The organism is Sphingobacterium anhuiense (assembly GCF_042686355.1).
GTDB lineage: Bacteria > Bacteroidota > Bacteroidia > Sphingobacteriales > Sphingobacteriaceae > Sphingobacterium > Sphingobacterium anhuiense.
This window is the reverse complement of the sequence record NZ_JBHUPE010000004.1, coordinates 231,087-247,253: the sequence shown is the minus strand read 5'-3', so window position 1 is coordinate 247,253 and position 16,167 is coordinate 231,087. Positions and strand designations below refer to the sequence as shown.

The 16,167-nt window shown below is 41.3% G+C and carries 9 protein-coding genes; 3 read left to right on the top strand and 6 right to left on the bottom strand.

Going from position 1 to position 16,167, the window contains the following annotated elements; all coding sequences use genetic code 11:
- Positions 1-3 precede the first annotated feature (3 nt).
- The 3 genes from ACFS6I_RS06615 to ACFS6I_RS06605 are packed head-to-tail and all read left to right on the top strand — an operon-like array spanning position 4 to position 2,677.
- Positions 4-1,170 (top strand): mandelate racemase/muconate lactonizing enzyme family protein, encoded by a 1,167-nt coding sequence (locus tag ACFS6I_RS06615; RefSeq protein WP_380919016.1) that lies wholly within the window; start codon positions 4-6, stop codon positions 1,168-1,170.
- Between the two features lie 22 nt (positions 1,171-1,192).
- Positions 1,193-1,678 carry a VOC family protein gene (locus tag ACFS6I_RS06610; RefSeq protein ID WP_380919014.1) on the top strand — a complete coding sequence of 162 codons (486 nt, stop codon included), beginning with the start codon at positions 1,193-1,195 and terminating at the stop codon, positions 1,676-1,678.
- A gap of 33 nt (positions 1,679-1,711) precedes the next feature.
- Positions 1,712-2,677 carry a 2-hydroxyacid dehydrogenase gene (locus tag ACFS6I_RS06605; RefSeq protein WP_380919012.1) on the top strand — a complete coding sequence of 322 codons (966 nt, stop codon included), beginning with the start codon at positions 1,712-1,714 and terminating at the stop codon, positions 2,675-2,677.
- Between the two features lie 73 nt (positions 2,678-2,750).
- Here the strand turns inward: ACFS6I_RS06605 and ACFS6I_RS06600 are convergent, their stop codons facing one another.
- The 6 genes from ACFS6I_RS06600 to ACFS6I_RS06575 form a co-directional block, all read right to left on the bottom strand.
- Entirely contained in the window at positions 2,751-5,921 is a 3,171-nt protein-coding gene (locus ACFS6I_RS06600) for a PVC-type heme-binding CxxCH protein (RefSeq protein WP_380919010.1), read from the bottom strand.
- A 1,167-nt stretch (positions 5,922-7,088) separates the two neighbouring features.
- Positions 7,089-9,590, bottom strand: coding sequence for a sugar-binding domain-containing protein (locus tag ACFS6I_RS06595; RefSeq protein WP_380919008.1), 2,502 nt, complete (start codon positions 9,588-9,590; stop codon positions 7,089-7,091).
- Between the two features lie 30 nt (positions 9,591-9,620).
- Complete coding sequence (locus ACFS6I_RS06590; protein WP_380919006.1) at positions 9,621-11,564, bottom strand: glycoside hydrolase family 97 protein; 1,944 nt, start codon at positions 11,562-11,564, stop codon at positions 9,621-9,623.
- A gap of 47 nt (positions 11,565-11,611) precedes the next feature.
- Positions 11,612-13,537, bottom strand: coding sequence for a family 43 glycosylhydrolase (locus ACFS6I_RS06585; protein WP_380919004.1), 1,926 nt, complete (start codon positions 13,535-13,537; stop codon positions 11,612-11,614).
- Positions 13,538-13,613: 76 nt separating this feature from the next.
- The gene (locus ACFS6I_RS06580) at positions 13,614-14,291 is read right to left on the bottom strand and encodes a DUF3823 domain-containing protein (RefSeq protein WP_132842467.1); all 678 of its coding nucleotides are present in this window, start codon (positions 14,289-14,291) and stop codon (positions 13,614-13,616) included.
- An 11-nt stretch (positions 14,292-14,302) separates the two neighbouring features.
- Entirely contained in the window at positions 14,303-16,159 is a 1,857-nt protein-coding gene (locus ACFS6I_RS06575) for a RagB/SusD family nutrient uptake outer membrane protein (protein ID WP_380919002.1), read from the bottom strand.
- Positions 16,160-16,167: the final 8 nt, after the last annotated feature.

Here is a 16,167-nt window from a genome sequence, read left to right as displayed (position 1 = left end):
ACAATGAAGATAACAAACGTAGAAGCATTCTGGCTTCGATGTCCCATACCAAAAGAAAAACAGCATTTTTCAGATTACGGTCTGCTAACCAATTTCGACATGACACTCGTGGTCGTTACCACTGAAGATGGTCTTCAAGGTTTCGGAGAGGCCAAAGCAGCTGTCGGATCATCTGGAGTGTGCGCATCCATAGTAAGTTGTATTGAAAATGAATTAAAACCCATTTTAATTGGTAAAAATGCAAAAAATATAAACCGTCTTTGGGAGGAGATGTACAACGGCACACGCGATCATTATGCACTTACGAGAGGTCGAAGATTCCCCATCCTTGGTCGAAGAGGATTGACTGTAGCCGCAATGAGCGGTATCGACACCGCTCTGTGGGATTTAAAAGGTAAAGCGTTGGGAGTACCTGTTATGGACCTTCTTGGCGGAGCCTGTCGCGAACAAATGCCTGCGTATGCCAGTGGTGGCTGGGCTCCCGTTGATCACATAGGCGAGCAGCTCAATAGTTATGTCGCTAAAGGATTTAATGCCGTAAAAATGCGTGTCGGTATCATGGATCAAACTGTTCAAAACAGTATTGACCGTGTCAAAGCCGCAAGAAAAGCACTCGGTCCTCACATTAAGCTCATGACAGATGCACACGGTACCTTTAGCGTACCTGAAGCAAAACAGTTTTGTCGAGGAGTAGAAGATTGTAATTTGTACTGGTTTGAAGAACCCATTAATCCTGACAATAGACACGGTACAGCAGAAGTCCGCGCTTCCACTGCAATTCCCATAGCTGCAGGAGAAAGTGAATTTACAAGCTTTGACATCCGCGATTTACTTGAAGTCAGAGCGCTAGATGTTTTACAGCCCGATGCAGCGATTATTGGCGGTATTTCCGAAACCATGCGCGTAGGACACCTTGCAAGTGTTTATCAATTAGAACTTGCTCCGCACTGTTGGGGTTCTGCTTTCTCATTTATGGCAGGGCTCCATGTCGCATTTGCATCCCAAGCCGCAACAATCATTGAGTTTTCACTTGGAGGCAATCCTATGATGTATGATCTGGTCCAAGAGCAGATTACAGTTACTGATGGCGTCATCGCGGCACCAGTAGCACCAGGGCTGGGACTAACACCCAACTGGAATTTTATTCATGAGTTTAAACAGAAAATCTAACTAACAAAATAAATCAATAGATATGGCACGGGCAATCAAAATCAACCACGTTACACTTATCGTAGATAATCTTGAAAAGGCAGCAGCATTTTATCAAAACGAACTGGGTCTGGAACCCCTTGCTGCCTTTAGATTTGATTACCCTGTGATGTTTTTTAAATTTAATGATGAGCAACAGCTTCATCTCTCGGAATGGGAAGATACGCCTTCATTTCGCGGACATATTTGCGTTCAAGTAGATGATTTTAACAAGATTTTTTTTCGTATGAAAGAACTCCAGCTGATCGATATTACACCCTGGGGGAAAGTAAGAAAATTACCAGATGGTGCCATGCAGCTTTTTCTACGTGACCCAGCAGGCAATCTCGTCGAAATATCATCCGCACCGGGCAGTGAAATTGATCCACTTATTCTAGAAGACGATCTCTATGAGGAAGATATCTATATTTCCAATAGAAATGATTTCAGGGGATACAAATCTGATGAAGCTACCTTATATCATAAATAAACGCCAATAAAGAGTACTGCAGAATCCCATCATATGACAATCAAAAAAAACGTTTTATTACTGGAAACTATAGCTGAAGAAGCCTTAGTCATGCTGCAAGATCAAGTTAATGTACTGACAGGCTACGACAGTATTTCATTGCAGAAAGCAATTGACAAATACACCATAAACGCCATCATTACCCGTGGAAAGGGTCAGATCAACAAGGCACTATTGGATGCTTGTCCCGCCCTACAGGCGGTCGCCCGATGTGGCGTAGGACTTGATAATATTGATGTACATGAAGCAACTGCTCGCAATATCAGCATCATACATGCTCCTGCATCCAATGCTTCAACAATTGCAGAACATACACTAGCCCTCATGCTTATGCTCACACGCAACCTGTACGAGTCCATTCAGCAAGTAAAAAATAACAACTGGAACTGGCGTAACCAATATAACGGAGATGAGCTCCATGGAAAGACCCTTGGTATTATCGGTCTGGGCAATATAGGTCAACGTGTGGCTAAACTAGCTGATGCATTTGGTATGAACGTCATATATTCAAGCCGATCTACCAAAGATGTTCCTTATCGACAGGTTACACAAACAGAACTCCTGCAACAGGCCGATATTGTCAGTCTCCATCTCCCCTATACTACTGTTATCGGAACCTTATTGGGTGCGCAGGAGCTCAATCTGATGAAAACTACGGCTTTACTCATTAACACAGCCCGAGGAGCATTGATCGATCATGAAGCACTTGTAAAGGCACTAAATACAAACAGCCTTGCAGGTTTTGCTGCCGATGTATTACCAGAAGAACCTCCAAAGCATCCGAACGCACTTGTCGATCATCGACATACACTCATTACTCCGCACTCCGGTAGCCTTACTGCTACGACCTATAGACACATGTGCGTCTATACCATCAGCAATGTACTGGCGCTTTTACGGGACGAAAAACCAGAAAGTAGAAGTGTCTATAATTTGAGTGCCCTACAGAGGCAAGCTTAAGGGTATCGGCGATATAAAAAAGGTTAAGTAGTATAACACTACTTAACCCTTAGTATCAAATAAGTTTGTAACATTACTTTTCTAATGGAAACTCCTGCAACAATTCCGCTGGAGCATAAAACCCCTTTTTGCTTTCTGAAGCTGCCCTGACTGCTTTTACTTTTTCTTTAGAAACTGCAGGTGCTTTGTTCCCAAAGGAATTGCGCACATATGTTAATACTGCGGCCACTTCCTCATCACTGAGCATTCCTTCAAAGGGTGTCATCGGTACCTGACCCGGAAATTTTGTTCCATTGACTTCCATTGGCCCATGTAAACCTTTAAGTACTACTTTAATTAAACGATCTTGGCTACCTGTCACCCATTTCGTTCCATGAAGAGGTGGAAAACCAGACATCGGTAAACCATTGCCATCAGCTTGATGACAGGTGATACAAAATCCTTCTTTTGCAAAAAGTGCCTTACCTTTAATATACTGATCACGTTCCATGCCGGTAAGAGACGTTTTGACTTTATCTGGACTATCCTTCAATTCCTCCCTCCCTGTCAAATTAGCAACAGCCATTGTATAGGCAGGTTCGATCCAATCATCAACACCCTTTTTAGCTATTGCCAGCATGATCGGCATGCCTTTCTCCCTTGGCATCCAAGATGCGGCAGTAAGCACCTCAAGACGTACACGGCCGTGCGGATCAGATGCGGCCTGCATCAGCAACTTTTCCTGATCTTTTACCTGATGCCCCGTATAGCGCAATACCCTTACTGCTGCAGCCCGAGCATGATAATCATCCGATTTCAACACCTTACTCAATAACTCTTGATCAACCTGATTCAAACCCCAGCTTACCCATAATGCTTCAACCAGCTGATGCGCATATTTCGGATTACTTTTATCCAATTTCGCTACCCAGTTTTTTAATTGTGGCAGTACTTCTGAGGATTTCCGCCCCCGGAGTTCAGCACGGGTACGATAACGGGTACGGTATTCCGGTAATTTCAGATTATCAAGCAATTGAGAAATAGATGCTCCAGCAATTTGAGCCGGTTTTAAAAGTGGTCTTGACGGGTAAGTGATCCGATAAATACGTCCGTGTACATGATCGCGCAACGGATCACGGGCATTATGCTGCATATGCCCGATTAAGATATTGTGCCAATCCGCAATATATAAAGACCCATCCGGAGCAAATTCCAGATCAACAGGCCTAAAATTTTTATCTGAACTCTGCAATAAGTCCTGTCGATGTGTACTTTTGTAACCCGTCCCATCATCATTCAACCGGTGTTCTTTCGTTCCTAAAAAGCCGATGGTATTGTTGATCAAGAAATCACCTTGTAGAGAATCGGGGAAATGGCGGCTTGAAACAAACTCAAGACCAGAAGTGGGACGCACCCGATGTTCATCCTGTACCAGATTTCGGGATTTGGTCGTTGCTACACCATATTTAGGTTTTATAGTCACGGGCAGCATCCAGCTGACATCAGGTCCGGAGGTTTCAGCATAAAAATTTTGCCCCCATTCATCAAAAGCTATACCCCAGGGGTTGGGTACATTAGGCTGCGCCATCCGTTCCAAATAGCGACGTTGTGGACTATAACGGTAAAAACCACCATTCGTACCACGAACAGGCCCATAAGAAGTTTCTATATTAGAATGTAAAAATACTCCTTCTCCCATAATGATTGCTCCCGAAGGATCGACCGTAAAGGCATGAATATTATGATGGGTATCGTGATCATCAAAACCACTCAATAAAATCTCTCTGACATCAGCCCGATCATCGCCATCCGTATCTTTTAAAAGCATAAAATTAGTTCCTTGAGACAGATAAACACCGTCAGCCGTAATTTCGAAGCCTACAGGAAGATGTAGTCCATCCGCAAAAACGGTCTGCTTATCTGCTTTACCATCCTGATCAGTATCTTCGAGTATAATCAACTTGTCATTGGGTTTCGAGTCTCCTGGTTTATAGTGAGGGTAACTAGGCATTGTAGCAACCCATAAACGACCTTTATTATCAAACGTAATTTGACAAGGATTAGCCAAATCTGGAAATTCCTTTTCTGAAGCAAAAAGATCAATCTTAAAACCTGGGGCAACTTTCAGGGTTGCTAAAGCATCATCACCGTACAGATAAGCCAAATTGCCATTCTTTCCAGGATCATAGTTTGTTTTTACTTCAGGTACAGGGGTTGTCTTTTTATCCGCTGCCGCCACATCCATTTTCTTTCCATGCGCAGCCAGCCAGATTGCCGTATCTCTGATCGCAGTCATTTCTCGGATTTTCTTAATTTCAGCAGGGTAATTATCAGGCCCAAATGGATCATATCTTCTACCATAAGCATGTACCCCATTCGGAATTTTAATATCGTTATGCCACATCCAATTTTTTTCAAGAACAGCATGACGTACAAGATCACGGTTATCTTCATTTTTAACATCAGCCTTCCCAAAAATTAGGTCTGCCAACAAAGGCGCAAAACGCGCATAGCCAGCATCTGTAAGCTGCGATCCATCTATTGTTAGGGGCTCTTTTGTCCAGAAATACCAGCGCTCTGTAGGGTTATACACATCGACAAAGTGTACGTTATTCTTCGCTGCGATCTCTTTCATTGCAGCAGCATATAAAGACAAATTCCGATTCTCTTGCTTCCCGTCAGGGAGATCATACTGCTTAGAGAGGTTTTCAAAAGCAATCGGAGAAACTAATGCCAGTTTCACCGGAGATGTACCGTTATACTGTTGTTTAATCGTATGTTTAATAAAAGCATCCAGCTCCGACTTATAATTTTCCAAACCCTCAGCGCCTTCAAACGATTCGTTATAGCCGAAGAAAGCGATGATGATATCAGCTTTTAAACGAGCCAGCCATTGATCCTCAGTCTCAAAAAAACCTTCACTTCCTGAGGGTTGAGCAAGATCCGTTTGAAAATTTTCTGCTCCAGGAAAAGCCCAAGGCGATTTCCGGCTCGCATGAGGCCTAAAACCAGGCATGTTGCCCCCATCGCACATGTTTCTGATATAGAGGTTTGAATCTGGATAACGTAACTGAAGCTCTGTTTCAAAATGCCCATAATTCATCATCCGAGATCCCAAATTATTGCCAATAAGAACAATATGCGCTCCTTTTTTTAAAGGTAAGGTTGGTTGCTTTGATCGTACTAGAAAAAGAATAACGCCAACTGCCACGGCAGCCACGATAATAAAAAGAACCCACGTTCTTTTCGTTACAATTTTCATCATTTTGTCATTTAGGTTATCGCTCAATCTTGATTAAGCTTGGTTGCGTCTACGTTGCAATATAACAAATTATCAAGCAATTACATTTTTAAAACAATGCTATTTTATAAAAAACCCTTTTCAAAAAAACCTCCGAATAATATAAAAACACACGCTTAGGAGTACTACAAGCCGAAAAACACAGAAAATGTAACAAATAATTTCTTTGTATCATTATTGAAACATAAAGATATAGCGGGATAAAAATAAAAGAGACTATCATCCCAAATATTCTTTTTTTTCATAGAAAGCGTATCACTCAATAACCAAAATAGAACCAGGTTCTGCATTCCACAATGTTCTTTTTATGATTTTGACTGACGACAATACAGAAAAGGCATTGCCACACTGTAATCTTGAGAAATCATTTTGCGTCATGGCGATAAAACAATGCGCTATGGCAGATTGACTTCCCATCCCTTCCAACTCTTATAGCAGTATGGCTGCTTGTATTCACGCTGTAGCTTAATCATTTTGCGCCACGGCGATAAAACAATGCGCTATGGCAGATTGATTCCGTACAACCGCCATCCCATATTTCTGTAAAGCGGAATACATTTGCACTTCGGATAGTTCATATTGCGCTACGGTTTATTGACAACACGTGAAGGCTGAAAGCTATCTCTACGTAACATGCCTTAAAAGAAACATGATTTTATTATTAAGAAATAATAATTAGGTAACATGTAAAACGGCAGTACTATTTAGTCGCCCGTCAAAACCAAAAGAATTTCTGGCAGACAGCCTATCCAGCTAGGGGAAGTCTAATTTTTAGTTGAATCTGTTCGAAATCATCTCGTGGGTCTTATTTTTCCTACTGTCGTAATGAAAAACCCATAGAATTCCTTTGCATTGCGGTACGGTGAAATAAAATAAGTATAGGGATTTGTGCGTAAACCATACCGCGACAAGATAAACCACAAGCGCGTCCGCTCCATGTTACGTAGAAAATTGAGTAAATCTTAGTCTACAACCAAAGAAACTATTTCGTGAATTTTATTTGGAAAAAACACAATTATGAAGATCAACCTATCGAGCACCAACGATCTTTCTAAAATTGTTTTTAACAAGAAAGGCTGTCTCATTTTATGATGAGACAGCCTTACCATTCTTGACTCCAAGTAAATAATACTACCTATTCTCCTTACGCTGAATGAGCAACGAAGTATTTTCAAGCCATGGTGCTGAAAACTGTACGGCAACATCACCTTGCCCCGGATTCAATTGAATGTAAGCAATCATTTTGCCATGATACAAGCGTTGCTTATTATCGGTATAGTCTGTCATATCGCTGTTATTTCCAGCCTCCAGTCCCAAAAGCCTAGCGGCACCCACGATCCTACAGGTAACCTCATCATCTGCCAGCACAACAGGTTTGTTGTTTTTGTCTACCACTTGCAGTTCCACTTGGATCACCTCGCCTGCTGTTGCCGAGACGGAAGAGTCTGAAATGATCGCTAAGGCATGAGAACGTCCGGATGTTTCTAGAACTTGACGTACCAGCTCCTTTTTTTCTTTGTCAAATCCAATAGCTTCCAATCTACCATCTGCATAAGGGATATCCCAATAAACAATACCCTGTTCATCATTATACGGTTTGATATCACCGACAACTTTACCGTTCAGTTCTAATCTTGCAAAAGCGGTATTCGTATAGCACACAACACGTATCAATTGACCTTCCCTATAGTTCCATATTGGCCAAGCATCCATTGATGGAGCTTCATTTTTCCGTTGCCCCCTTTCAGCTTCGAGATCCGACCACACATCAGTTTTGCCAACCTCACCTTTCATGGCATAAGTACCTAGATAGGCCATCGGTGTTTCTGACCATAATGCTTGTCGAAAATATCCCCTTGGTTTAATAAAACCTGCGAAATCCAACATCCCAGAATAAAAACCACGGGATGGCCAACGACCTGATTCACCGAGGTAATCGATTCCTGTCCAGAGAAACTGACCAAAAATATAATTATTGTCTCGGACAGCTTTCCACGCGGCCAGATCATGTCTATTTTCGCTACCAAATATTACTCGTTTCGGATAGCGAATATGATCTTCTTGATAACGACTCTCCGTGTAATTATATCCAGTGATATCCAGAGCATCCGGATATTCGGTTTCGTTGGACATGGCAACTCCTGCCAATCCGCCGGTAACAGGTCTGCTCCTATCATATTTCCGGACCACAGCGGCTAAACGCTTGGCGATATCACCCAAGCGCATTGCATCTGGAGCATCTTTTTTATATCCCCCAAAGATCGGCTGTGTAAAACCACTGCCTTGCTCCCCTGCAAGTATCGGATGTGAATAAGGATCATTGGGATAGTCAACTTCATTCCCGATACTCCAAGCAAAAATTGAAATATGATTCCGGTCTCTCTTTACTATATCTGCAAGATCACGCTCGCCCCATTCTTTAAAAAATTGATAGGACCCCTCAAATCCCGGTGTTCCAACATTCCAACCCGAAAGCCATTTACGCTTCGGATATTCCCATTCATCATACGCTTCATTCATCACCATAAGACCGAGTTCATCACAGAGATCATATAATGAGTTTGCTTGTGGATTATGACTGGTACGGATCGCATTGACACCTAATGACTTTAAGGTCATCAATCTACGTCTCCATACTTCAGGATAAACTTCAGCGCCCAATACACCAGCATCATGATGGATACACACGCCCTTTAATTTTGTCCACTTACCATTTAACGCAAAACCTTGATCAGGGTCGAACTTTAAGCTTCGGAAGCCCGTTTTTATTTCCGATCGATCAATCTCCTGACCATCTTGTAGCACTAAGGTTTTTAAAATATAACGATTTGGCTGTTCCAGACTCCATAGTTTTGGATTTTTAACTCCCATTTTCATTGGAATTGTCAGATGGCCATTTGCGGCTACAGTAATCTTCTTAGCATGCTTAGCCACCACATTCCCAGATGCATCGATCAACTGCTGGATGACCGCTACAGCGGTTGACCGGCTTGTTTCATTAGCAAGTGCGACTTCGACATTTAAAGTTCCTTGATTTCCATTAATTTCAGGATAAGCATATACCCCCCATTGTTCTAAATGAATAGGATTCGCTTTAACAAACCAAACGTCGCGATAGATCCCAGATCCGGTATACCATCTCGAATCAGCGCTGTGGCTATGATCCACTTTCACTGCAATGGTATTTTCCTGACCAAAGTTGACGAACGGTGAGATATCATAAGAAAAAGAAATATAGCCATTTGGGCGCTTACCAACTGATTTTCCATTGATAAATACCTCACTATGATTGTAAACACCCTCAAAATACAGGTATATTTTTTTTCCTTGATCTGCAATCGGTATCAGCAATTTCTTTTGATACCAGCCGATTCCTCCCGGCAGATAACCGGTAGCGCTTGCGAGATTTGGACTTAACGGATACTTCACACTCCAATCATGTGGAAGCTGCACCGATCGCCAATTTTGATTGGCTTGTGCATTTATCTTTGCACCATCCAGATCTCCCAGATGAAACAGCCAGTCTGTATTAATTTTTTCAGCGCTCCCAAATCCAGGCTGTGCAAATAAAGATCTTGATCCCAGCAGTAAAACTGGGATAATTAAGCGGATATGTTTTAATATTTTCTGCATTTTAAACCGAACTTCTTCAATAAAAATATGTTACTCTCCAACGATCAGAAACCCACCGTCTGCCTGAAGAGTCACTTTTACCAACTTATTTTTTTGCATAGGTATTTCCTTGTATTGTGCTGTTCTATCTTTATTATCGGTGTACAATTCCCACTTTTCTCCCGAAAGCATCGGTAAATGAATCGTTAACTCTTTTTCCTTTTTCTCTGCATTGATACCTGCGATGTACCAACGGTCAGCATGTCTTCGGGCTAATACCACATACTTTCCCGGATATCCATCTATCAAGACCGTTTCATCCCACGTCGTGGGTACTGCTTTCATAAAATCAATAACATGTTTAGGCATCTCCGTCAGATTGTTCGGTGTAATTCCAAAATTCTGAACCGGTGTCTGAAACAGAACGGCTGTAGCCAATTGAAATGTTTCAGTTGTCTTTCGGATCATCCCACCGTTGTTTTCACGATTATGCTTTTTATTGAGTAGAACGGGACCGAAATCCATTGATCCTACAGCATTCCGAATAAAGGGATGTAAACTCGCATTAAAAGCTTCATTATCATTCGCATGCTGCGTAAAGATCAAGTTCTCTGAAGCAAGTACAGCCTCGCTCCCCACAAAATTGGGGTACATACGTTCCCATCCCCTTGGCAGAGTACAGCCGTGAAAAATAACCGATAGACCATAATCATTCGCATCCGATAAAATATCTTCATAGAGTTTCATGGTCTCCTGTTTGTCACCACCAAAAAAGTCAACCTTGATACCTTTTATACCGACACTTTGCATCCAAGCCATCTCCTTTTTTCGAGCGACAGCTGTATTCATCCTATTTTTAGGTGTTTGTGGCGCATCATTCCAAAAACCGTTGGAATTGTACCATAAACAGATGCCGACACCTTTGTCTTTTCCATAGCCAATCAAGGCTTCAATTTTATCGCGTCCGATTTTGCTATCCCACCAATTATCGACCAAAACAAATTCATAGCCCATAACTGCAGAGAGATCTACAAATTTTTTCTGATCTTCAAAATTAATACTGCCATCCTGCCACTCCAGCCAGCTCCAAGTTGAACGTCCATAAGAATATTGTTTTGATGCCTTGTACACAGGCTCAACCACATCAAATGAGATGGTAGTCTCTACAATGGGTTTTAACGTACTACCAACAGTCAATGTGCGCCACGGTGAATTGCCCGGTAAAGCAATTGCAGGTTGCGCACTACCGATCCCGTTGTTTTCCCCGCTCTCCGGAAATGCGACCTTATATTGTCCGTCTTCGCTTCCTTCACTCAACTTAGATCCACAGTATAGTGCTCCTACTCCAGTTTCAGAAACGAGTACCCAGCCACGGTCACCAACACGGAATAATCCTGGAAAGGTATAACCGTATCCATACTTAGAAGGAACTCCCAATTGCGCATCCACCGTATACTCCTCTTCATAACTTGGTTTCGTTTTCATCCAACCAGACATGGGTGGTGCTTGAGGAGTCAAAAAGGTGGTCGTCAGATTCGGGAATTTAAATGCACTCAATTCCTCTTCAATATATAGATTGGCAGCTTCACCGACCTGTGGCACATGGTACCGAAAAGCAATATCATGATTACTCACCCGAAACACCACATGTAAAGCTTGTTTATCGCTATTTTCTAATTTACAGATCAGCTCATTTGCCTGGTAATGTACCTGTTTTCGCTTTATTTTATCCTCCTCATACCGCACATCAACTTGGTTAGTGATCTGATCAACTAGTTTCAAATTAGTCGATAGATCAACATGACGTCCTTTTAATCCGAGTGCAGATCTTTCAAGCATCACCTTTCCATCTAATTGGACATCATAATAAAGCTTGCCCTTTTCCAAAGAGATATTGACCACTAATCGTTTATCAGGTCCAGAAATAGTCAGATTTTGCGCAAAAACCAACAGTGAGCTCAAGCTAAGTACAGTGACGATAAGTAAACTTTTCATTATAGTGTAAGTTTTTTTTGTATAAAAAATTATAAAGAAAGCAAACCTTACTCGTGTGTAGGAATTACTTTTTTAATAGTTCCATCTGCTTTAAATTCCAGCTTATCCATACATACTTCCCGATTGTAACCTGCTGCATCGCCCATATGTATACCATTAGGATAATTAAATCGGTGATAGACGATATACCATTCATCGGTACCGGGTATTTGCAATACAGAATTGTGTCCTGTACCATAAATTCCTTGTGCAGGATCTTTCTCAAGAACAATATTATTCTCTGGGATATGGATCTCTCCCATTGGTGATGATGAAGTACCATAACGTACCCGATAGTTCTCACTTCGGGTATCATCCTCAGACCAGAAGAAATAATAAGTTCCATTTCGGTAAATGACATAAACACCCTCACGAAATGTACCATCAATCTTTAAGGTTTTCATTGTATGTTGTTTGATCGATACCATATCCTTTTTCAATTCCGCAACAGCGAGATAACCATTGCCCCAATACAAATAACTTTTACCAGATTTCGGATCGTTAAAAACTGCTGGATCAATTTCCTGTCCGCCTTTAATACCATCAGGTTTAAAATCGATCAAGGGTTTTCCAGAATCCTTAAATGGACCTGTAGGCAAATCAGCAACAGCAACGCCTATCTTTTGCGCGGCTGTGAAATAGTAATAATATTTATAATCTCCCTTGGCCTTTTTTTCCGTTATGGTTGGAGCCCACGCATTACGAGTTCCCCAAGGCACTTCTTTTTTCAAATCTAAAATAACGCCTTCATCTTTCCACGATTTCAGATCATCAGAAGAAAATGTCTTAAAGTAATAACCTCCCCAGCCATCAAATCCATCACTCGTCGGATAGATATAATACTTTTTCGTTTTATTGGAATACAGCACATCTGGATCTGCATAGAACCCATCCAATACCGGATTTTTTCGGTTTGGCACTGTGATGCCCTTTGGTGTACCCCAACGATCTGTCACTGTTTTAAATTCACTTCTTGACAATGGAATAATAGAACCGTGTCGGGGATGAAAATCCATGTTAACCTCATGATCAATCACCTTGAAACGATCCAAATCATCCGATTCACAGAACTGATACTTACCCTTCCCATACACATCATACATTAAAATGTATCGATCTGATTGATTAAGTTTAAACACACTCGAACCTTCAACAGCGTCAGTAGTCTGTTGTTTATAACCAGGCTGTTCGATCCATTTTCCAGAAGTAAGAGAATCGGTTAAAGCTAATCTAAGACCATTACCGTGTCCTTCAGTTTTGTAAAACATATAAAATAGTCCATTCTTATTGATGATATCGCCATCTATACAAGATTTCCCATTTTTAGGAACAAACAAGACCTTAGGTTCTGCTTCAAAATCAGTAAAGTCGCTATTAGCGTAAGCATAATAAATGATATCAGCACCATCGCCATGCTTCATCGACCAGTAAACCATATATTTATTAACAGCGGGGTCATATATGGTCTGTGGAGCCCAAACGCGCTTCAAATTTTCATGACCTTTAAATCGATCTTGAATATTAATTACGCGATGTTCCCAATGAATAAGATCATTCGATTTTAACAATATCAAAGCACGATTAGAGTCCCAACCTTTTGATGAGGTCATATCGGTCAGCACCATATAGAAAGACTGACCGTCCTCCCCCCGCAAAATATGCGGATCGCGTACGCCACCCGTTGTACTAATAAGCTTTGAATCCAAGATAGGCTGATTTTGGTTCAATGCGCGATAGGTATAACCATCGGTACTAACAGCAAAACAAACGGATTCATCTGCTACCGAATTGCCTTTAAAATAAGCAAATAGGTAACCGACAAAATCCTTTTCGGCAGGACCGAATTTATATTCCTGACCTCTGGCCTGACCGATCATATTAATGGCAAAAAAAGTAATTAAGATTGTGGCTAACGGCCATTTTCTTTTCTTCATGTAAAGTTTAAGTTATGAGGTTAATAGAATAAGGTTGAGCATGCTTTTTACGAATTTACAAATAGGATTGCATAAATTACTTGAGGACTATCTTTTGTACCGGAGTGTAAGTATACTCTTCCGACGAGGAAGACTTCACACCCACACGCGCAAAAATATAATCCTGATCTTTCAATCCTGAAGACAACTGAGCGGAAACACGTGTTTCCGTTCCTATCACGATGTTGTTAAGATCAATTTTAATCTCCTGATCAAAGACAACATGATCGGTCAACATAGATTTACGTAAGAAAACCTTTACTTGATCCAGATTGGAAGACTCAGCGGTCTTTCTGATGATAAAGTTTGCCGCTATTTGACCGTTTGTTGCCTGAAAACTTTCATTTCCCACAGAAAAATAAGGGGTAACGGGTACATCAAGAATGGTATTTCCATCCACATTTACGACAATTGTGTCGGTCGATTGCCGTAACCAGGGTGAATTTCCTTTTCGGACTAATTTATACTTACCTTTAAATAGGCTGGCAGAAAACTCACCTGCTTGATTAATATAGACCGGAATCAATGATTTTAAAGGATAACCGTCCTGCCATAACTCCAGTTCTGGACCGTTATTCCTTACACCGACAGGTTTGCCCTCAAAAACCACTTTTCCGGTTAACGAATCTTTAGGTGCTTCAAAATTATCATATTCACAACCAACTACTAAAAGACCTAGTGTAGCAGTTAGTACTGTTAAAAATTTTATTTTCATGACTCAGTAGATTATTGTAATGGATTTCTAACAATTTTTGGATTATTGTCCAGTACTCTTTGCTCAATAGAGGAATAATAATTTGCTAAACGGAAAAAACGAGCTTTGCGGAAACGACTAGGTTTGATGCGTGCATAGATAAATTTACCATGGTCCACATGTCCCGGACGTACCACACGATAACCATACAGACCGCGCACCACAGCATTCGGATCATTTTCAGATCCATTCCATACCGTATGCGCTAAACGCCATCTTTTCAAGTCGAAAAAGCGGTGATCTTCAAAAGCAAGTTCTACCCTACGTTCATTACGAATGACATCCATGGTTAATGTGGTGACACTGTTAGCTGGAAACCCAGCACGCTCACGTAAAGTATTGATATATTGAGTCGCTTCACCGATTTGTCCAAGTTCAAATGTTGCTTCAGCAGCATTGAGGTAGACTTCGCCAAGACGGAACCAAGGCCACCAATTAGCAGCAGATGTCCCTCTGGCACTAGCAGCAGGAGCATCACTCACAAATTTACGAATGTAAAATCCCGTATTACTCACATCCTGTGCATCATCCTTCGGCCCATCAAAACCAGTCCACAACCCACCTGCATTTGCTTCCCCAAGTTGATTTCCCAATTGTTGTCCCAATTCTGGAGCTGTTGTAAGCTGGTAAGTTCCGTTTTGCCATGTAGCAACACCTGCCTGTATGCTCACACCACTATTTCGGAAAGAACTTCCTGGATAAACCACAGTACCATATAGACGAGCATCCTTATTATTAAAAATATCATCAATACCAGTATAAGTAATGTAATTTCCATTCGCATCACGATCTTGAAGTGTACCTTTTCGTCCATCAAGGTAGTCGAAACTCTCGACCAAGCTGAGCGAAGGAGAAATGGTAGATGAGGACTCGTTATCTTCTGTCAGGCTCTTCACAATATTATCATAGGTAAAGCGATGGGTTTTAAGACCAACTGCAAAATCCTTTGCAAAAATCACTTCAGATCCTGTTTTTTTGTTCAGCATTTCATAGAAATTAGCACCCTTATCCGGATTTTCATTAAACAGACGATAAGGACCGCTCATCAACTCTTTTGAAGCTGCTAATGATTTACGATAATAATCATTGGCCATAGCTGCTGGGATTCCTACTTCACCGCCCGCTGTAACAATAGGTTCTGTCATCAAACCATTGTATTTAGCTAAGGATGCCGCATACAACATTGCTCTACTTTCCAAAGCAAGAACCGTATATTTATTGGCTCTTGTCTTACTCGTACTATTACCTGCGAGATCCTCTTTTATTGCTTCCATTTCCTGGAATATAAAATCGTAAATCTCATGCTCTTTAGCCCGAGGCACTTGAAGTGGCGTGGGATCACCGCTAAAATCATAGATAAGTTGCGTCGTCACCAAAGGAACTCCTCCCATACGTTTTACCATTTCAAAATAAACCAGTGCCCGAATAAATCGCAGTTCCGCCAAATATTGCTTCTTTGTTACTTCAGTTAACTTGGTACTTAATGTTTCTACGTTTTCTAATGAAAGGTTGATATCACGAATTAACCCATAATCCCAATAACGGCCGTAATCATCGCCAAATTGAAAATCATTACGCCAATTCTGATCACGGTGCCCGGACCACATGGCATCATCCAGTTCAGTCATACCACCCGTGTTAAAAACACCATGAAGAGTTGGTAAGCGATTATAATAATTTGCCAGTAGAGAAGTCAGCAATTTTGGATCGTTCCAAAGCTGATCATCTGTGATCATGCTTTTGGAATCCCGATCAAACCATTCGTCGTGTTTACACCCCCCAAATCCAAGGCATACAAACAGAGCCAAACATGTATATAGCTTTTTCATTCTTGATT

Bases quoted from the DNA above. Each gene is read 5' to 3' on its own strand.
- ACFS6I_RS06590 (WP_380919006.1), bottom strand. From the start codon at position 11,564: ATGAAAAGTTTACTTATCGTCACTGTACTTAGCTTGAGCTCACTGTTG.
- ACFS6I_RS06595 (WP_380919008.1), bottom strand. From the start codon at position 9,590: ATGCAGAAAATATTAAAACATATCCGCTTAATTATCCCAGTTTTACTG.
- ACFS6I_RS06610 (WP_380919014.1), top strand. From the start codon at position 1,193: ATGGCACGGGCAATCAAAATCAACCACGTTACACTTATCGTAGATAAT.
- ACFS6I_RS06605 (WP_380919012.1), top strand. From the start codon at position 1,712: ATGACAATCAAAAAAAACGTTTTATTACTGGAAACTATAGCTGAAGAA.
- ACFS6I_RS06600 (WP_380919010.1), bottom strand. From the start codon at position 5,921: ATGATGAAAATTGTAACGAAAAGAACGTGGGTTCTTTTTATTATCGTG.
- ACFS6I_RS06575 (WP_380919002.1), bottom strand. From the start codon at position 16,159: ATGAAAAAGCTATATACATGTTTGGCTCTGTTTGTATGCCTTGGATTT.
- ACFS6I_RS06585 (WP_380919004.1), bottom strand. From the start codon at position 13,537: ATGAAGAAAAGAAAATGGCCGTTAGCCACAATCTTAATTACTTTTTTT.
- ACFS6I_RS06580 (WP_132842467.1), bottom strand. From the start codon at position 14,291: ATGAAAATAAAATTTTTAACAGTACTAACTGCTACACTAGGTCTTTTA.
- ACFS6I_RS06615 (WP_380919016.1), top strand. From the start codon at position 4: ATGAAGATAACAAACGTAGAAGCATTCTGGCTTCGATGTCCCATACCA.